Origin of the sequence: Polaromonas sp. UBA4122 (genome assembly GCA_002381615.1) — a bacterium.
Taxonomy (GTDB): domain Bacteria; phylum Pseudomonadota; class Gammaproteobacteria; order Burkholderiales; family Burkholderiaceae_C; genus Polaromonas.
Genome location: DFWY01000164.1, coordinates 19125 through 36822, shown reverse-complemented (window position 1 = coordinate 36822; position 17698 = coordinate 19125). Strand labels below are relative to the sequence as shown.

19 protein-coding genes are annotated in these 17698 nt (G+C 51.6%); all 19 read right to left on the bottom strand.

What is annotated here, in order from left to right; translation table 11 throughout:
- Positions 1 to 39: 39 nt before the first annotated feature.
- Positions 40 to 567 carry an NUDIX domain-containing protein gene (locus B3F77_RS19765; protein ID WP_293606606.1) on the bottom strand — a complete coding sequence of 176 codons (528 nt, stop codon included), beginning with the start codon at positions 565 to 567 and terminating at the stop codon, positions 40 to 42.
- A gap of 26 nt (positions 568 to 593) precedes the next feature.
- A complete protein-coding gene (locus B3F77_RS19760; RefSeq protein WP_293606605.1) occupies positions 594 to 1340 on the bottom strand; it encodes a glycosyltransferase family 2 protein in 747 nt (248 codons plus the stop codon).
- A 416-nt stretch (positions 1341 to 1756) separates the two neighbouring features.
- Entirely contained in the window at positions 1757 to 2047 is a 291-nt protein-coding gene (locus B3F77_RS19755) for a glycosyltransferase (RefSeq protein WP_293606604.1), read from the bottom strand.
- Positions 2048 to 2093: 46 nt separating this feature from the next.
- Positions 2094 to 2579, bottom strand: a complete 486-nt coding sequence (locus tag B3F77_RS19750) for an adenylyltransferase/cytidyltransferase family protein (RefSeq protein WP_293606603.1) — start codon at positions 2577 to 2579, stop codon at positions 2094 to 2096.
- Between the two features lie 48 nt (positions 2580 to 2627).
- A complete protein-coding gene (rfaD, locus tag B3F77_RS19745; RefSeq protein ID WP_293606602.1) occupies positions 2628 to 3635 on the bottom strand; it encodes an ADP-glyceromanno-heptose 6-epimerase in 1008 nt (335 codons plus the stop codon).
- Entirely contained in the window at positions 3632 to 4585 is a 954-nt protein-coding gene (rfaE1, locus tag B3F77_RS19740) for a D-glycero-beta-D-manno-heptose-7-phosphate kinase (RefSeq protein ID WP_293606601.1), read from the bottom strand. Before rfaE1 ends, rfaD begins: the two co-directional genes overlap by 4 nt.
- A gap of 8 nt (positions 4586 to 4593) precedes the next feature.
- Positions 4594 to 5163, bottom strand: coding sequence for a D-sedoheptulose 7-phosphate isomerase (gene gmhA / locus B3F77_RS19735; protein ID WP_293606600.1), 570 nt, complete (start codon positions 5161 to 5163; stop codon positions 4594 to 4596).
- Positions 5164 to 5226: 63 nt separating this feature from the next.
- Positions 5227 to 6201 (bottom strand): NAD-dependent epimerase/dehydratase family protein, encoded by a 975-nt coding sequence (locus B3F77_RS19730; protein ID WP_293606599.1) that lies wholly within the window; start codon positions 6199 to 6201, stop codon positions 5227 to 5229.
- Positions 6194 to 7027, bottom strand: a complete 834-nt coding sequence (locus tag B3F77_RS19725; protein ID WP_293606598.1) for a glycosyltransferase family 9 protein — start codon at positions 7025 to 7027, stop codon at positions 6194 to 6196. Before B3F77_RS19725 ends, B3F77_RS19730 begins: the two co-directional genes overlap by 8 nt.
- Positions 7028 to 7037: 10 nt before the next feature.
- Complete coding sequence (locus tag B3F77_RS19720; protein ID WP_293606597.1) at positions 7038 to 8324, bottom strand: hypothetical protein; 1287 nt, start codon at positions 8322 to 8324, stop codon at positions 7038 to 7040.
- A gap of 74 nt (positions 8325 to 8398) precedes the next feature.
- Positions 8399 to 9580 carry a glycosyltransferase family 9 protein gene (locus B3F77_RS19715; RefSeq protein WP_293606596.1) on the bottom strand — a complete coding sequence of 394 codons (1182 nt, stop codon included), beginning with the start codon at positions 9578 to 9580 and terminating at the stop codon, positions 8399 to 8401.
- A 9-nt stretch (positions 9581 to 9589) separates the two neighbouring features.
- Positions 9590 to 10822: a hypothetical protein gene (locus B3F77_RS19710; protein WP_293606595.1), complete on the bottom strand. Its 1233-nt coding sequence runs from the start codon at positions 10820 to 10822 to the stop codon at positions 9590 to 9592.
- 29 nt (positions 10823 to 10851) lie between these two features.
- A complete protein-coding gene (locus B3F77_RS19705; RefSeq protein ID WP_414703058.1) occupies positions 10852 to 11313 on the bottom strand; it encodes an acyltransferase in 462 nt (153 codons plus the stop codon).
- Between the two features lie 417 nt (positions 11314 to 11730).
- Positions 11731 to 12960, bottom strand: coding sequence for a glycosyltransferase (locus tag B3F77_RS19700; protein ID WP_293606593.1), 1230 nt, complete (start codon positions 12958 to 12960; stop codon positions 11731 to 11733).
- Positions 12960 to 14060, bottom strand: a complete 1101-nt coding sequence (glf, locus tag B3F77_RS19695; RefSeq protein ID WP_293606592.1) for a UDP-galactopyranose mutase — start codon at positions 14058 to 14060, stop codon at positions 12960 to 12962. The genes B3F77_RS19700 and glf overlap by 1 nt, the downstream gene beginning before the upstream one ends.
- Positions 14057 to 15322, bottom strand: a complete 1266-nt coding sequence (locus B3F77_RS19690) for a flippase (RefSeq protein WP_293606591.1) — start codon at positions 15320 to 15322, stop codon at positions 14057 to 14059. Before B3F77_RS19690 ends, glf begins: the two co-directional genes overlap by 4 nt.
- Positions 15319 to 15609, bottom strand: coding sequence for a hypothetical protein (locus tag B3F77_RS19685; protein ID WP_293606590.1), 291 nt, complete (start codon positions 15607 to 15609; stop codon positions 15319 to 15321). Before B3F77_RS19685 ends, B3F77_RS19690 begins: the two co-directional genes overlap by 4 nt.
- Positions 15610 to 15678: 69 nt before the next feature.
- Positions 15679 to 16788: a GDP-mannose 4,6-dehydratase gene (gene gmd, locus B3F77_RS19680; RefSeq protein WP_293606589.1), complete on the bottom strand. Its 1110-nt coding sequence runs from the start codon at positions 16786 to 16788 to the stop codon at positions 15679 to 15681.
- On the bottom strand, positions 16775 to 17698 hold a 924-nt coding region (locus B3F77_RS19675; protein ID WP_293606588.1), incomplete at its 5' end, for a GDP-L-fucose synthase family protein. The genes gmd and B3F77_RS19675, both read right to left, overlap by 14 nt.

Here is a 17698-nt window from a genome sequence, read left to right as displayed (position 1 = left end):
CGATATTCTCCTGTTCCTGAGAGATTCTCTCTACCGCGTTTACCCTGAAAAGCTAGCATTCATGCGGGCTGACGGTGTTTTGCAGGGCCGACTAACCAAGTCGCATAAGGCCGAACATAAGCATGCACGAGCGGGTTTTTGGCCGCATCTGCCAGCGGCAGCCATTGCCAGCCACTGTGTTTGCTCACCCATGGGCAGCTTGAAAAGAGCCACCTCGGCCCACGACAGTGGCAGCCAGTGCGGCAGGTTCACGTAGTGGGTTGACACGCTGGGGCTGAAGGCGCTGTCTGGGTAGAAATGGTCCCAGGCGCCCATCAGGCGGGCTTTGCCCAGCAGCTGCCCGCAAAAGTCTGGTGCCAAGCCCAACTCCTCCCGCGTCACGCGCTGCAGAGCTTGGACCAATGCTTCGTTCTTGCGGATGCGCCCACCCGGCGTGAACCACCAGCCGCGTGCCGGGGCATTGATGCGCTGGCCCAGCAACAGTTTGCCGTCGGGGTTGGTTACCACCCAATCGACCGACACCAGCGGCAGCGCCGCCACGGCCGATGCAAACTCGTGCGCAAGCAAACTGGGCGCGACCGTTCCCGGGTCATTTATCGCTTCCAGAACTGCCCCAACTTGCTGAGGTTCTTCCACGCCAGCGTACGGAACCCACCTACTTTATTGCGCCGCAGCACATCCATATCCTCAAGCGACTTACGAACAATCGTCTTTAACGAACGGTTGCTGATACCCCCCGCTCGCATCCGCACCAACACCTCGGGGATGTAGGCCGCACGAATTTTGCCGACAGCCAGAAAGCGCAAAACCGTATCGTAGTCAGCCGCAATACGGTAGCGGGTATCGAACCCACCTAGCCGCTCATACACGGATCGACGAACGTAAAACGTGGGGTGCGGCGGCATCCACCCGCGTGATAACGCGGCATCGTCATAGTTGCCAGATTTCCAGTAGCGGATAACCTGCCTTATATCGTCGTGCCGGACATACACAAGATCGCCGTACACGGCATCGATGGTCGGGTCTCGAAAAGCCGCAGCCACTTTGGCAAGCACTTCGCTATTTTCAAAAACATCATCTGCATGCAAAAAACCTATAACATCGCCGGTGGCATGCTTGATCCCCTTGTTGAGCGCATCGTAGATACCCTGATCGCGTTCACTGATTAATACGCCAAAAAGTGAGCGGTAAGGTTCCAGCACAGCAAGCGTGCCATCGGTCGAAGCGCCATCAATCACAATCGATTCAACCGCAGGATGAGACTGTGAAAGCACAGAATCCAAGGCTTGACCAACTGTTTGGTGGCGGTTATAGACCGCTGTAATAACTGAAATTTTCAAATCAACCAACCTTGTCAATAACCAAAACTCGATCGATGGACGGGCAAACCACGTTCTGATGTGGCCGCGTCCCTGACGATGTTCGTCTAGTTAGGAAAACTATTCTCATTCGCCCCGAGCTCCTCGAACCAATGTTGAGAGGGATCAAGGTGAGTTCTGCCGTTTAACAGGCTGCTGAAATACTGGTTCCAGCTCCAAAAATCGTCTTAAACAATGGTCCTCTCCCCCTTGCCGACATCGAATAAATCGCTTGTAGCCTGTTCTACGCTGTCGGAATTTTTCGCTGTTAGGGTGTTGAGAGGTATTTCAGCAGCCTGTTAAGTGATCGATCAAGAGATTTCTCGAGCATCTTGGCATCGACTAGGCAACGGTACCAGAGGCCATGCATGAAATGGAAGATGAAACCGATACGGCCGTCAAGGAAGCCTAGTCGGATTACGTACCGGTAGAAAAAGTAAAGCAACAACATCACCCGTGGCAAGTTGAATACCTTTATTCATGGCATCGTAAATTCCGCTGTCTCTTTCGGAAATAAGTTTCGCCACGTGCGGCCCTTCAGCAGCCACAACTGCCAGTGTGGTGTCTTTTGACCCACCATCAACAATAATGTGTTCAACATTTTCGTAGGTTTGCTGGCGCACTGATCGCAATGTGTCGCCAATGGTTGTGGCCGAGTTATAGCAAACTGTGACGACACTAATTTTCATATGAATTTTTATTGGATATGGGGAAAACGTTCTTATCAACTATTGCCTACTCGTGTCGAATACGCTTCAGTAAGGAAGTCGTGGAGTAACCATCCATAAAGGAGATTGCAACCGAAGCGCCACCCCATGATCGGATAATCCGCGTCTCTTCGAGTTCATCCATTTGATAATCACCTCCTTTAACATAAACGTTCGGCTTTATTTTTTTAATCAACTCGACCGGTGTTAACTCATCAAAGAAAGTAACAAGAGACACAGACCCCAAACCGGCCAGCACCAAGGCACGGTCTTGCTCCTGATTCAGTGGTCGATCCGGCCCTTTGCCAAGGGCACGCGAAGATTTGTCGGTGTTTATCGCTACGACTAACGATGCCCCTAATTTCCTTGCTTCGTATAGATAGGTTACATGACCTCGATGTAGCACATCAAATACCCCATTGGTGAACACCAATGGTCGTGGAAGCATTGCTATGCACTCGGGCAGCGAGTTATCGCACGGGACGACTTTGTCAAACAGACTTGAAATTGTCATGAAAGTGATTCACAGTTGCTTATTGTTTTCGTGAAAAGATGAAAAACCTCAAGTTGCCGCCGTCAATTTATCGTGGTTCAACCACTTGACGTAGTTCCCCACTCCGCTGGCGACATCTACGAAAACATGGTCACATCCGACGTCGCGCAAGCGGGATAGATCGGCTTGGGTGTGACACTGATACTTGCCGACCAATGATTCCGGGAAGTCAACGTATTCGATCAAGCCCTCCCGCAGCATCTCTGGAAGAGTCAGCGTGCCTTCGCCCTTTGTTACGCGTACAGCATTCACGGTCGCCATGGCGATATCGTTGAAGGGCTGCGCGCGACCGGTGCCAAGGTTAAAGATGCCGCGCGCATCGGGGTTCTGCAGAAACCACAAATTTACCGCAACCACGTCATCGACAAAAACGAAATCGCGTCTCTGCTCGCCTGGTGCATAGCCGCCGTATACGCCGAACAGCTTGACTCGACCATGTTCATAGAACTGGTTGAAATGGTGAAACGCTACGGATGCCATTCGCCCCTTGTGTTGCTCGCGGGGTCCATAGACGTTGAAGTAGCGAAAGCCGACCACTTGCTGCGGCGCGCGGGTGAGCATCCGTCGCACCACGTTATCAAACAGTAATTTGGAAAAGCCATAGACGTTGAGCGGTTGCTCGTACCTAGGCTCTTCACGGAACGTGTCACTACCCCCATAGGTCGCCGCCGACGAGGCATAGAGTAGACGCGTGCCCTGCGTCATGCAGGCGTCAAGAAGGTTCTTCGAGCAGCGGTAGTTGTTGTCAAGCATGAAACGGCCGTTGTGCTCCATCGTGTCTGAACAGGCACCTTCGTGCAGCACCGCATCGACCTGCCCGAGTTCCCCCTTGGCGAAACGCGTGTAAAACTCATCCTTGTCGAAGTAGTCCGAAATCTGCGCGCCAAGGAGATTGCGGTACTTCAGGCCTTCGCTCAGGTCATCGACGGCGATCACGTCGTCTACACCAATAGAATTCAAACCTTGTATCAAGTTTGAGCCTATAAACCCAGCAGCACCGGTAACAACCACTCTCATTTGAATAACTCCTCGTAACTGACGTTAGCCGTGCCAAACTTGCCGACAACAATGCCACCGGCACGATTGGCGATTGGCACCGCATCGCGAAGTGAAAGCCCGCAGGCCATCATCACAGCAAGCGCCGCAATCACTGTGTCGCCTGCACCAGTCACATCAAACACCTCGCGCGCCTGTGCCGAAACATTGAACTGCTCGCTGCAGGAATCGCTGGCGTAGAAAAGTGACATACCCTCCTCAGATCGAGTAAGAAGCAGGCCCGCCAAACCCAGCTCGGCGCGAAGCTTTTGCGCGTGCTTTGTCAACTGCGCCTCGCTACTCCAGGTGCCAATCACCTGAGCCAGCTCAGAGCGATTTGGTGTGATCACGCTGGCGCCAGCATAGCGACTGTAATCGCTGCCTTTCGGGTCAACCAGCACGGGCTTCCCCAATTTTCTGGCGAGTTCAATCATGCGCGGAATGTGGGTCAGTCCGCCCTTACCGTAGTCGCTAAACAGCACAACATCATGCTCGGGCAACTCACGTTCATAATCAGCCAACATCAACGTCAGTACTTCATGGTTTGGCTGATTTTCAAAATCGACGCGCATAAGCTGCTGCGCACGCCCGATCACTCGAAGTTTCACAATTGTGAAGAGCTGTTCATCGCGACCAAGCCGCGTAGTGACACCCTCACTCATTAGCATATCTTCAAGCTTACGTGCTGCTTCATCAATACCTACTACAGTCAATAAAGTTGCGTTGGCTCCCAGCTTCTTGACATTCAGGGCGACATTAGCGGCACCACCTAAACGATCTTCCTCGCGAGTGACGCGAACCACCGGCACTGGCGCCTCGGGCGAGATGCGATCTACCGTACCAAACCAGTAGCGGTCCAGCATCGCATCACCGACAACCAAAACGCGACAAGCAGCTAGTGCGCTTTTATTGGGGCTGAAATTGGAAAGCATTTCGACGTTCAAACCAAGCCTAACTGTTGCTCGATCATTCCGCAAAGCGTGTGACCGATCAGAATATGCGACTCTTGGATACGTGCCGTCACCTGACTAGGCACCACGATAGCGACATCGCACAGTTCGTGCAGTGCACCGCCCTCGCGACCCAGCAGGCCAATGACAGACATACCAGCAGCACGGGCCTCCTCGGCGGCGCGGATAACGTTTCGTGAGTTGCCCGAGGTAGAAATACCCAACAAAACATCACCTGCACGACCCAAACCCTGCACCTGGCGAGCAAACACCTCATCGAAAGAATAGTCATTACTGATGCAGGTAATTGCCGATGTATCTGTTGAGAGCGCTATCGCCGCCAACGGGCGGCGGTCCTTGATGAAGCGCCCGGTTAGTTCCGCAGCCAAGTGCTGACAGTCTGCAGCCGAACCGCCGTTACCACAAAACATCAGTTTTCCCCCCGACTTCAATGACTGTGTGGCAACTTCTGTCGCTTTACTAACTACAGAATCAAGCGAACCCAGCGTCTGCAAGAGCGCAATCTGTTCCAATAAATTATTTTTAAAGAGAGAATTCATACTGTGGTCCGATATGGAATGGTTAAAAAAAATTTCCTGCGTGCCTTACGGGGCATCAGTTGGTTAGGGGTGGTCGTTCATCCACTGAAGAGTCAAATCAATTGCATGTTCTCGGTCGAAGGGCATGTCACGAACAATGCCCAAGATCGGCTCTAGGTCCAAACAATTTTCGGTGGTCATGTTCTTCAACCGAAAACTGGTAAGCGGGAACCGCAAGCCAAACCGATTGAGAAGGTCTCCCAAGAGCGCCCCTCCCTTCATCAATATCGTAGGTATCTCAGGAATATGGATATCTTTCCGATGTGCAATCGAATCGGCCCAGTCACGAATCACATAATCAGACGAGTCACCAAGGTAGAACACTTTTTTATCTACCTGTTCTGGCAAGGCCAGTATCAGTGCCTCAAGCTGTCGAACGACATTACCTACATAACCGTAGGTCTTTCTGATACGAGTCTTACCAATGTGAAAGTATCGACCTTTCAAAACATAGTCAAAGAAAGTTCTGTACGGTTGTTTGAACCAAGGCCCCCAGATTGACGTCGGACGAACTAGTGTCCATGAGCAGTTAGGTGGGTTCGCACGTACAAGCATTTCTCCGACAACCTTACTTTCACCGTAGGCGGTGGTCGGGCAATAGTCGAACGCCGAACTTGGAATGTAGCCCAGTTTGCAAACAAGCATGCTCGACGCGAAAACAACACTCCGCAGTGATGGGGCTAACTTCAAGGCTTCTAGCAAATTGCTTACGCCTATTGTGTTAGCGGCGTAGTCATCGAGAGACTTGCCGTCAAGGTCTGTTCTGGCTGCCAGATGAAGGACAAACTGCGGATCGAACGCAGATACGGCCGCTTGCAAGGCTGGTCCATCCAATAAATCGATCTGGCGCCAGCACGGCTTGTGACCCGGATGGCATGGTGCAGCAATGTCAATGTTTAGTACATCATGCTGGCTGGATCCCACAAAATAATCCACGACATTGGTGCCAATGAAACCAGAACCACCAGTCACCAATAACCTTAATTTGGAATTAAACATTTTGCGTCAATAGCCATCTATTGTAGGTCGCGATTTCTGAAAACCCGCTCCAGAATCTCGGAATTAAAACCGAAGGAGGCAATAGTGGCCATGAGACCTTTGGTACGGGCGTAAAGACGAAAATCGGGCGCTTAAAGTATGTCGCTATGTGTACGGGCAAGCTATCAGCAGAAACGATCGCGTCGGCGCTTTTAATCAGTTCTATAAGAGCTTTGAGACCCCATATTGATGTCTCATTTGCCTCGCATTCGGCCTGCTGCCCTGGTGGGCGAATTTTGACTACGACAGTAGATATACCAACACTTTCATTGGCAGCAATTACCATGGAAACAGTCGAATCCGGAATTATTTTAACAGTTTGACGACTATCCGGAAATATTAGAATGGAAGATGGCTTTAGCAAATTGACTGCCAATAAAGATATCGGATCAACCCCAAACCTCTCACAATATGCGTTATACATATTTTGCTTTTTCGTGCGAACTGCGTTCACGGAGTACGGCCAGCATATTGCTCGCCAGCGTAAATCTTCCACTGGGGCGTGGAGTGTGTCATCTTTACCGACCGAACACTTTATGCCTTTACGCAATAGATAAGCACTGCGCAATATCCCCGAGAGTGTACCCTTGCGAGCACCGAAAACGGAGGGAGGAATATCATTTGATGGCATATCAAAAAACCGGATCCGACCTTGGTATTCAAGCGCCTCAGCAAGCGGTTCCAGGTAACTCGCAGCCAAAAGACCATCACTAGACCCAGCGTATTGCATAAAATTGCAGTCAACAACAAAATCGCCGAACGCTAGGGCGGAACAAAACCAGTTCATCGGGGATGCCTTATTTGGTAGCAGAATATTTAAAATAGGAAGGTTTGAAACTACGAACAATTATTCTTATAAATTGTATAAAACCGAGCGCAAAAATAAGCAGCGATGCGACAATTCCCGTAGGTAAAAATACTCCAAATACAGGAGAGAATAGAAGCAGGCAAATAATAACGGCTCTTCCTGAAAGGCCCTCCGCACGAAGAAACGCCCCCTCGCCGAGAGCATAACGCAGCCCAGCGAAATAAAATAATGGCAACAGATTAATCATTGCAAAAAAGAGTAACCCTATAATGCCAAAGTCTGCAAACTGGGGCACCCCACCGTAGATAGCAGGCGTGTTTCCACTCTCGGCTCCGCCTGGGAAATAAAACTCCACCACGTGCAGAATTCCGTATACGTAAGGTTTCTCTGGAAATAGGCCGCGGGGCACGTATTCCCAAAATGACGAAAGAACTACCTGTCCCTCAAACAGCTTTATCACACCACCAAAGTAGTCGGCATAGTACCTTGCTGCATTCGGGTAGTATTCGAAATATTGCGCAATGCTTGCCACTTCTATTGCATCCTGATTCGAGAAAAAGTTGACAAGCAACAGAAGGAAGGCGACTGGCAATGCAATCAATAGTATTCGACCAATATTTATCTGTCGCTGTCTCCATATTATGATTAGGTAGAAGACAAAAAAATTAAGCAAAAATCCTTTTGATCCTAGAATGTACACTGCGAAAAAATAAAATATACTACGAAAAGTAAAAGCTCGCCAATTGTCACTGGCAATGCCGCAAAAAAAATATGAAATTGAAATAAAATTAATTGCGGCTGCGTAATAAAGACCATTGCCCTCCCTTTTGTTTATGTATGAATCTCGAATATTTAAAAGCCAGTCTGCAACCCCACCTGTCTTTAGAGCCAGAGCTAGAAAAGCAGCGACATATAGAAAAAAGAAAACTCTAGATATCCATCCAAAATCAGGTTTCCGGTAGAAGCCGAGCCTAGGAATAATATAGGGTATCTGTCGTGTAACTTTCAGCCGTGCAGTGAAATAGAGTAACAGTAGTCCAATACACTGCTGCAGGTTGGTCATCAAGACTGCAAATTGAAAATAGGGATACATAAGTCCCTCATCGCGGAACCACTGGCCAATGAGTAGTTTGAACAGCTCCACGGGAAGAAAGCAAATCGTAAAAAGAGATACGGGATTCAACCAGTCAAGCTGCAGCAATCGTTGGCTCCACCAGATCGGAGCCAATATGAGGCCGACTGCAATAATGAGGTTGAGGTAATAAAGTAAATCCATGCCTATTTTTTGAATTGAACAATCCGCGACGTGCCATCAAGAATCAAATTAATGAGAATCACACCTGAAACACTCTACTTTTTTCCTAATACGTCATGCACGGTGGCCCAGACCTCTGACACGGGCACAGCGTCGATGCACTTCACCTTTCCCGAGACGGTCGGGTATGGACACGGCCCGGTGCAGCCGAAGCAGTCCATGTGGCGGTAGACGGCGCGAGCCTCTAAGCCACGCGGAAGTATCTCCTTTTTGTAGGGAATGAAGCGGCCGAAACTGCCGCCCCACATCACGCATACGGAGTCAACACCGGCTGCAACGGCGATGTGTATGCCGGCACTGTCGTTGCCGATCACCAATCGCGCTCCGCCAATAACTTCCGCTAAGGTCTGCAGGGATGTTCGACCCGCAATGTTTCTCCCACTGCAGGCGCTTGCTAGCTCGTCGCATATTGCCCGCTCGCCCTCGCTACCTGACACCACGACCTCGAAGCCATGGGCATTCAGTTGTCGGGCGAGTTCAACGAAACGCTCCAGGGGCCATGCTTTGCCGCTCCACGATCCTCCAGGGATCATCACAACGTACGGCTCCTCGGGCATTTGCAGATCATAGATCCCGTGAGGCTGACTGATTGGCAGCTTACCGAGGAGTCCATTTTGAGAAATGCCAAGAGCCTTCACGAAGCTAGCATTGATCTCGAGTTCGCTCTTTGGGCTGTTACCACTGCTCCAAATTTCGTCTGTAGCGACCACTTGTGAATAACCGATATTTAGCAAAGTTCTTAGCCACCCTGCTAGGCGATTTTTGGAACGGTAACCCTTGTTGGCAATGCGGGTGCGTGCGCCAGATGCGAATGCTATGGCATCGTTGCCATCACCTGGGATGCGGGAGTAGGCGGGCACAATGATGGAACCTAATTGAAGCCGCCGGATACGTTGCAGCATAGAAACGCGGTATCTGAGGCCCTTAGCGAACAAATTGACGTCGACCGCGACTACTTGATCAACTTGTAGCAGACTTTCCGCCCAAGGAGCCCAAAGCTGATTCACGATGAGTACCACCTGTTTTTGCTTGACCCTCTGATGGGCAACCAACGCCTGCGCGGCCGGCAGCCAGACGACAAAATCACCAATCGCATCTAATCGGACGATACCCACCACTTCCGGGCGACCACCTTTGGGGACCGGCAGCAGGCAAAAGTCAAGAAATAACTTGCAGAAAAGGAGTGCGGACGACGTCGAAGCAGATTTCAGTACCATGCCCAGCAGTCAACGCTGTTTGTCTAGAAGAAAGTTGTGGTTCTCGAAGCGGCCCAAAAAGCCAAATAACTTGACCATCTGAGCGTATCGACGGAAACCAAGTGTTCGCGCGAACAAGCGCAACCCAAACCCGATCATTTGCAGCTTTCGCGACAAATTGCTGACAGTTGCCTTTGAATAATTTGCGGAAGCTGCCGGGCTGCTATCCAGCAGGTTGGCGTCACATAGTTTAAGATAGAAATGCCCCTGAATTGAGAAGGGGTTCTGTACCGAATTGTGTTTGACGTACTCTCTATACAGTCGTCGATGCGGTTTCGAAATTGGCGTCCCATTATCGAATCTGCCGTAGGTGTAGGGGAGTTTGATGCAGGCTTCGTAGCCATTGTCCTTGACCGCCTGTCGATAGTCGCGCGCAAAATCGTTAAGAAGAGGGCCGCTATAAGTTTTTTGCCTGTCAAGGGGAACGCCCTTGTTGAGCAGATCACCCTTGAAATCAAAGCCAGAAAAGTGGAAGAAGATTAGCGGATCGGGACCAGCGTAATACATGCCGTTTTCTAGCGTCAACGGCCGCTCTATTAGGTTCCAGTGTGCGACGTTGACGCCGTAGTGACGGACAACCTGTAGTTCCTTGGTGAAAAAGGCCGGTGCATAGTCCATCCACTTCTGGTCGGTATGTAGGCCGTCGGTGTAGTCTGAATAGCAATAGATTCCCAGGCGCGCATCCCACCAGTCCAGAACTCGCCGACTAGCGGCGGTGCGACGGATTGCGCAGAAGCCAAGATTAAAGATACCTTCCCAGAGATGGTGGTACTCAGGGTAGGGGTTGTCGTCGGCAATGCGGCAGTCCAGCAGATGGGGGGCGAGGTACAGAGTTTTTTCGGGACTGCCCTCGGTAATGGAATCTAGTCTGCTGTAGAGCCGGGTGTCAGGATCCATGTAATAGATCAGATCGGTGGTGGGTTCGGTGTCGAAGAGGTGCTTGAACACGGCCGGCTTGAAAGATGTGCAGAACTCGGTCACGTCGTACTTGAAGGCCATGTCGTTGAACGCCGAGTCTGGTAGCACGGTGCGGGCGTCGATCAGGCGGTGACCAGATTGCTCGTACGACATCGATAAATCGTCTATCCCGTCCGCGACGCAGATAGTGAAGAGGGCCTCGGGATGGTGGCGTGCGACGGACTGGCCCAGCGTGAGCGCGAGACTGAGGTAGTTCTTGGCGGTAATGGTGAATATGTGGGTCATGGGAGTCCTTGGTTGGCCGTGTTGTAGCCCTAAATCAGCGTTCTGATCGGTCGTGCGGGGCAGCCGCCGACGATAGTGTACGGGGGGACGTCGCGCGTCACAACGGCGTTGGCGCCGACGATCGCATGCTTGCCGATGCGTACCCCGGGCAGCACGCATGCGCCTTCGCCAATCCAGACTCCATCCTCGATGATGACGGGGCCTTTCGAGAAAACCTTGCGCAAGGAAGGCGGAGTGTCGATGTCCTCGTAATCGGTAGCGCCGTGTGCATGGTCAGTGATGTAGACACGACTCGCGATCAGTACATGGTCGCCTATCTCTATGCGATTGACGCAACCGATGTGGCAATCGTAGTTGATACTGACTCCGTCCCCGATTATTACCTGCGGCGTGAAACGGCGACTCAGATGCCGGTCAAAGACCTCGAGACGCAGTCCCGGGAAGCAGTCGAGGGCGCGACCAATTCGGATGTACCTGCCGCCGACAATCATCCTAGGACGCCGGATCATCGCACCGGGCCCACAAACGGCGAAGCGGCGACTATGCATCTGACTCATCACGGTATCGAAGGTGCGCGACAGACGCCCGATGATTCTGAACAGAAACTCGAACATTAGGTCTGCCCCCAGTCGCAAGGCGCACCCGGTTGCAGGTGTGGCGCGTGAACCCGACCAAAGCATCGTTGAAGCCCCCGTGCTCTGACTGGGTTCTGTCGATTTAAATTCTGATTGTGAAGTTTTCGCATAGACCTTAATGTCACAAAAAAAATTGGCTATTTAAAAACTCTAGACATAAAAAATAGTTTAAATATTACAGTACCAGTAACTGATTTTTATCATTTTCGAATTTTCGAATTTTTTACAGAATTATTTATTTAGCTAACTATTTATTGAACATTTTTAAAATATTCAACTGTCAATAGAAAATTGTGAGTACAACGCACTGATTTCGGCCGCATGTTCAAATGGGTTCTTCAGGCGATGCGATGCTGCGCCCATCTTAGCCAGACTACTAGATGTCTGCTGCATAGCCCAGTCAAAAGCAGCGACTTTTTCTTCGTGATGATCGGGATGAAAAAGATATCCGTTCTGCGCAGTAACTAAATCCGGTATGCCGCCGACACGCGTAGCTAAGATTGGTGTTCCAGAATTGACAATTTCCATCACTACCTGTGGTCCATTGTCCTCCCATATTGGCAACACCAAACCTAAATCAGTCGCTGCCATGATAGATGCCATTTCGTTCGGCTTGTATGCACCATGATTGATGACACCCCGTTCGTTGAGAGGTTGTTCAAATTGTGGGTCCATTCGACCATAAAAATGAAATTCAATTGAACTTGACCGGCTCCGACAGTAATCAATCATTTCGATAAACAATTTTGCACCCTTGTGTGCGTTTAGTGTACCCAAGAATGATGCCCGCACCACTGTCGAATCTGATCGTATCACCTTGGGTTGGTCTGCCGAAGCACTACCGATGGTAATTGTGCGGTATAGTGCTTTGGGATAAACATACTTAAAGATTTCCTCGACGCGCCTTGACACAGGTAGCAGTACAGCAGCTCCATTCATGAATGGAGTAAATTGATCGACACGTTCAAACGCACCAAAACCCTTTATTGATGGTAAATTCCAGTCGAGTTTGTGAGCAACGGCCCGAATAATAATAGATTGTTCCAGCAACCCAACACAGCGCGTACACTTATCTAGATTGATCTGGCGGCAAACATTGCCCCATTTGTCCATCATAAATATCCGCGGACAGGCAAGATAATAGTCATGCAAGCTAACGATATATGGAATCTGGAGATTCATGAAACTCCGAATGAATTTTAAAGACAGGCCATAGAGAGTATGAAAATGAACAATGTGCGGTTGCTTTCGTTCAATTTGGCTGATTGCACCGTCGGAATGTTTTCCCGTTGCTAATGGTCTAAGCGAAAATATTTTTCGCCCTGGAGTTGTAACTTGAATAATCTGAAGCCCAGGGGGCATCATTGCCGGATCACATGATTCGGTTAGTACCGTCACTTCATCGCCAGCCTTGATCTGTGTTGCTGCAAGCGTTCGTACATAGTTGGTTATCCCACCTGGGTAATCAAGTGGGAATCCAGGCAGCACATGTAAAATTTTCATCAGGCCCCCTGCAAGTAGATGTGGTGAGCTGCATTTAATGCTGCCGCTATAACTTGATCCATGTTGTAGTATCTGTACTGTGCTAATCGTCCAACAAATGTCGTGCTAGATTCTGCCTGAGCCAATTCGTCATATCTCTTAAACAGTGCTTCGTTGTCTGGACGGGGAATGGGGTAATAAGGGTCACCATCGGCAGTAGGATACTCACGCACAATAGAAGTGCCGTTGTGTTTTTCGCCTGTGAGGTGCGCAAACTCGGTAATGCGGGTGTAATCATGTACGTTAGGGTAGTTGACTGTTCCCACGTTCTGGTATTGGGCAGTATTTGGCAGGTGCAGATGTTCAAAGCGTAGGCTTCGATAGGGTAGTTTGCCAAAGCGGTAGTCATAGTAGGCATCTACTGGACCAGTGTAAATAGTGTGGCCGTACGTCTCAGCCAACTTAATGTCCTCATAGTCCACGTCCAAGCGAATTTCGATGTTGGGATGGTCAAGCATGCGCTCAAACAGGCGGGTGTAACCCTCGGCGGGCATGAACTGCAGGGAGTCTGTGAAGTAGCGGTCGTCATCGTTGGTTCGCGTTGGTATGCGTGCAGCAACGCCGGCGGACAATTCAGACAATTCCAAGCCCCATTGCTTTCGGGTGTAGCCAGCAAAAAATTTGTCGCACAGATCGCGGCCCACGCTGTTCAGCACCACGTCTTCACTTGTTTTAATAGGGTCACGCGGCTCGCGTGCTTTTTCCAGAAAAGCAATGGCACTCACTTCATCCAATTCCAGACCGTACAGCTTATTGAGCGTGGTGAGGTTGATTGGGATGGGTACTTGCTGCTCACCAACTTGGGCCAGCACGCGATGCTCATAAAAGCGCCAATTGGTAAAGCGTGAGAGGTATTCAAATACCCGCTTAGCGTTGGTGTGAAAAATGTGTGGGCCGTAGGGGTGAATAAGCACGCCGTGTTCATCACGTTTGTCATAGGCATTGCCGCCGATGTGGGGGCGCTTGTCAATGAGCAGCACGGTTTTACCGGCCTCGGCCAGTTGCTGTGCGCAAACGGTGCCCGCAAAGCCAGCGCCAACGATTAAGTAGTCGTATTTCATATTTTTTGAAGTTGAGGAAGATGCAGCAAGTGAATATCTGCGCTGCGTAAGACCATTGCCATGGTTAAAGTAACGAGACCTTCGGTAAGCAACACAGCGGCCGCAGCCCCATCGGCTTGCCAAAGGGGTACCAACACAAACAAAAGCGCTAAATTGATTAGGCCAGAGGCCATGACGATGCGGCTGAAGTGTTTTTTGAGGCCTAGCGGCAACATGGTTTGAATACCAAAAACATTGCTAAGTCCGATTAAGAAAGGCACTGCTGCTAACACCCGCAGTACGCTAACGGCACCTTCGTACTGCTGGCCCATGACAAAATGCACAGCCCATGGTGCTAACAGCCATAGACTGCAGGAAATGGCTAAAGTTAATCCGCCCTGAATAAGCAACACCTTGCGCACCAGGGCGAGACCGGCACTGGCGTCTTGTGCCATGAGCGCACTAACGCGGGGGTACACAGCGTTGCTGAATGGCGTGAACAGGCTTTGACTGGCCTGGCGAATTTTGTCTGCCGCAGTGAACAAGCCGACCGCAGTGTGGTTAGATAAAAAACCCAGTACCACGGGGTTGGTGGTGGTGTAGAGGCTGATTGCCGCCGTGGAGATAAAAATATGCCAACCGTCCTTCATGGCCACGCCGATGTCAGCAAGACTTGACCGTTGCCATGACACCATCCGGCCATGCCAAATCAGGCCCCAAGCTAGCAGGCCTGCTGCTACCGTAACACTGGTTTGTATAAGCGCAACCCGCCAAGTGTCTTGATCTGTCTTTACCCACCAAAATATGAGTGGGATGGAGAGCGCGCGTGCAGCAATGGTGCACAAGGTGACAAAGCCCATGCGCTCAAGCCCTTGGAACAGCCACTGGGGGAAGAGCACAGCGCCAAGTATCACTGGTGTGCTGGCGAGCATTACAGGCCACACAGCCCAAAGTTGAGGCACAACGCACACGGCGAGCGTTAGCAGGCTCAAAGCGCATAGAGCCAAAAGAGCTTTGGCCGCCTGCACTGACCAAAAAATGCGATTGATTTCAGTCTGGTTGCCCTGCGCACGCGCCATACGTTGCGTGGCAGATAGGTTAAAACCATACTCCGTCAGCACCACACCGTAAGCCAGAATAGCCTGAGAAAAGCCATACACGCCAAACTGTTCAGGACCAAGAACTCGCAGCAGATAAGGCAGTGTGACTAGCGGCAAAATCAAATTAGCTACTTGTACGCCACCCAGCGCTAAAGTGTTGCGTGCTATGCTATTGCGGCTCATAGTAATGATGGCGTTTCATCAGTTTTTGTACTGCAGGTTGCAAAATCAAAGGTGTTGACCCTGACTTGAGCTGCAGCTACACGCAGCTTGGTAATGAGTTCAAAGGGCTCAGCGGGAGTATTCAAAAATCCCAACAGTTGCAGCGCACTGAATGCAGTCACTTCATGCTCAACCGTTTTAGCCGCACCAAAGACCGGGTTGAAGTGCGGTGCCAGCAAGATGCGCAGTGCTTCTCGCGCAGACTCAACGGGGAGCTGGGCAATGGCTGCGTTGAAGGATAGGTTCATGGCGTGAAGGAAAGTTGGTATTATTTTTATAGCTGGTCGCGCTTGATAGACGGGGGCTAGAGGCCAATTTCATTCAATACTGACATTGACGCTGTAGCCGTGGTGCTTGAGCAGCGCATGTTTTTTGGCTTCAGCCAGGTCGTGGGCGACCATCTCGGCGCACATTTCTTGCGCGGTGATCTCAGGCACCCAGCCTAGTTTTTGTTTGGCTTTGCTGGGGTCGCCCAGCAGGGTTTCGACTTCAGTGGGGCGGAAGTAGCGGGGGTCGATGCGGACGATTGCCGCCTCAAGCAATGCGCCGGGGATGACTGCGTAGCCCACTTCGTCGACACCGGTGCCTTCCCAGCGGAGCTGCATGCCCAGCGCGGTGGCGGTCCATTCGATGAATTGGCGCACGCTGTATTGCACGCCGGTGGCAATCACAAAGTCGTCTGGCTTGTCTTGTTGCAGCATCATCCATTGCATGCGCACATAGTCTTTGGCGTGGCCCCAGTCGCGCAGGGCGTCGATGTTGCCCATGAAGAGGCAGTCTTCCAGGCCTTGGCTGATGTTGGCGAGGCCACGGGTGATCTTGCGGGTGACAAAGGTTTCGCCACGGCGCGGGCTTTCGTGGTTGAACAGGATTCCGTTGCAGGCATACATGCCGTAGGCCTCACGGTAGTTGACCGTGATCCAGTAGGCATATAGCTTGGCCACGGCGTAGGGGCTGCGCGGGTAGAAGGGGGTGGTTTCGCGTTGCGGGGTTTCTTGCACCAGGCCATAGAGCTCGGAGGTACTGGCTTGGTAGTAGCGGGTTTTTTTCTCCAGCCCCAGGATGCGGATGGCTTCCAAGATGCGCAGGGTGCCCATGCCGTCCACGTCGGCGGTGTATTCGGGGCTCTCAAAGCTGACCGCTACGTGGCTTTGCGCGCCCAGGTTGTAAATTTCGTCGGGCTGGGTTTCCTGGATGATGCGCGTGAGGTTGCTGCTGTCGCTCAGGTCGCCGTAGTGCAGCTTGAAGCGGGCGTTGCTGACGTGCGGGTCCTGGTAGATGTGGTCTACCCGCTGGGTGTTGAACGAGCTGGCCCGGCGCTTGATGCCGTGGACGATGTAGCCTTTTCCGAGCAAGAATTCGGCCAGGTAGGAGCCGTCTTGGCCGGTTATGCCGGTGATTAGGGCGGTTTTTTTAGATGTTGTCATGTTTGAAATCTTTGTATGCGACAGCCAGTCCTTCTTCCAGGCGGACCTTGGCTTGCCAGCCCAACGCGTTGAGTCGGCTGCTGTCCATTAGTTTGCGGGGCGCACCGTCTGGTTTGGTGGGGTCAAAGTCAATTTGGCCTTCATAGCCCACGGCTTGGCTGACAGCCTGTGCGAGTTGGGCGATGGTGATGTCTTCGCCATAACCCACATTGATGTGGCTTTGCATGGGCAGGGTGTTCGCTTCAAAAATGGCTTTATCCAGATTCATCACATGTACGCTGGCAGCAGCCATGTCGTCAACGTACAAAAACTCGCGCAACGGATTGCCGGTGCCCCAGATTGTCACGCTGGGGGCCTGGCCGACTTTGGCTTCATGAAAGCGGCGGATCAGTGCGGGAATGACGTGGCTGTTCTCGGGGTGGTAGTTGTCGCCCGGGCCATACAGATTGGTGGGCATGACGCTGCGGTAGTCGGTGCCGTGGCTGGCGCCGTATTGGCGGTTGTAGCTTTCGCAGAGCTTGATGCCGGCAATCTTGGCGATGGCATAGGGCTCGTTGGTGGGCTCGAGCGGGCCGGTCAGCAGCGCATCTTCGGCCATGGGTTGCGGGGCTAGGCGGGGGTATATGCAGCTGCTGCCGAGGAACAGCAGCTTTTGCACGCCGGCGCGCCACGCCTCGTGGATGACGTTGGCTTCCATCATCAGGTTTTGGTAGATGAATTCGGCCGGGTAGATGTTGTTGGCGTGGATGCCGCCTACCTTGGCGGCGGCCAAATAAACCTGGTCGATCTTTTCGGTGGCGAAGAACTGGCGCACGGCTTGCTGGTCGATCAGGTCCAGCTCGGCGTGGGTGCGGGTGATGATTGTGATTGCGGGGATGGATTCGGGGATGGATTGCCGCGCTTCGCTCGC

Coding starts and splice junctions, on each gene's coding strand:
- B3F77_RS19750 (WP_293606603.1), bottom strand. CDS start 2,579: ATGACAATTTCAAGTCTGTTTGACAAAGTCGTCCCGTGCGATAACTCG.
- gmd (WP_293606589.1), bottom strand. CDS start 16,788: ATGACAACATCTAAAAAAACCGCCCTAATCACCGGCATAACCGGCCAA.
- B3F77_RS19705 (WP_414703058.1), bottom strand. CDS start 11,313: ATGATTGTCGGCGGCAGGTACATCCGAATTGGTCGCGCCCTCGACTGC.
- rfaD (WP_293606602.1), bottom strand. CDS start 3,635: ATGAGAGTGGTTGTTACCGGTGCTGCTGGGTTTATAGGCTCAAACTTG.
- B3F77_RS19725 (WP_293606598.1), bottom strand. CDS start 7,027: ATGAACTGGTTTTGTTCCGCCCTAGCGTTCGGCGATTTTGTTGTTGAC.
- B3F77_RS19715 (WP_293606596.1), bottom strand. CDS start 9,580: ATGGTACTGAAATCTGCTTCGACGTCGTCCGCACTCCTTTTCTGCAAG.
- B3F77_RS19710 (WP_293606595.1), bottom strand. CDS start 10,822: ATGACCCACATATTCACCATTACCGCCAAGAACTACCTCAGTCTCGCG.
- rfaE1 (WP_293606601.1), bottom strand. CDS start 4,585: ATGCTTTCCAATTTCAGCCCCAATAAAAGCGCACTAGCTGCTTGTCGC.
- gmhA (WP_293606600.1), bottom strand. CDS start 5,163: ATGAATTCTCTCTTTAAAAATAATTTATTGGAACAGATTGCGCTCTTG.
- B3F77_RS19700 (WP_293606593.1), bottom strand. CDS start 12,960: ATGAAAATTTTACATGTGCTGCCTGGATTCCCACTTGATTACCCAGGT.
- B3F77_RS19755 (WP_293606604.1), bottom strand. CDS start 2,047: ATGAAAATTAGTGTCGTCACAGTTTGCTATAACTCGGCCACAACCATT.
- B3F77_RS19720 (WP_293606597.1), bottom strand. CDS start 8,324: ATGGATTTACTTTATTACCTCAACCTCATTATTGCAGTCGGCCTCATA.
- B3F77_RS19730 (WP_293606599.1), bottom strand. CDS start 6,201: ATGTTTAATTCCAAATTAAGGTTATTGGTGACTGGTGGTTCTGGTTTC.
- B3F77_RS19685 (WP_293606590.1), bottom strand. CDS start 15,609: ATGAACCTATCCTTCAACGCAGCCATTGCCCAGCTCCCCGTTGAGTCT.
- B3F77_RS19690 (WP_293606591.1), bottom strand. CDS start 15,322: ATGAGCCGCAATAGCATAGCACGCAACACTTTAGCGCTGGGTGGCGTA.
- glf (WP_293606592.1), bottom strand. CDS start 14,060: ATGAAATACGACTACTTAATCGTTGGCGCTGGCTTTGCGGGCACCGTT.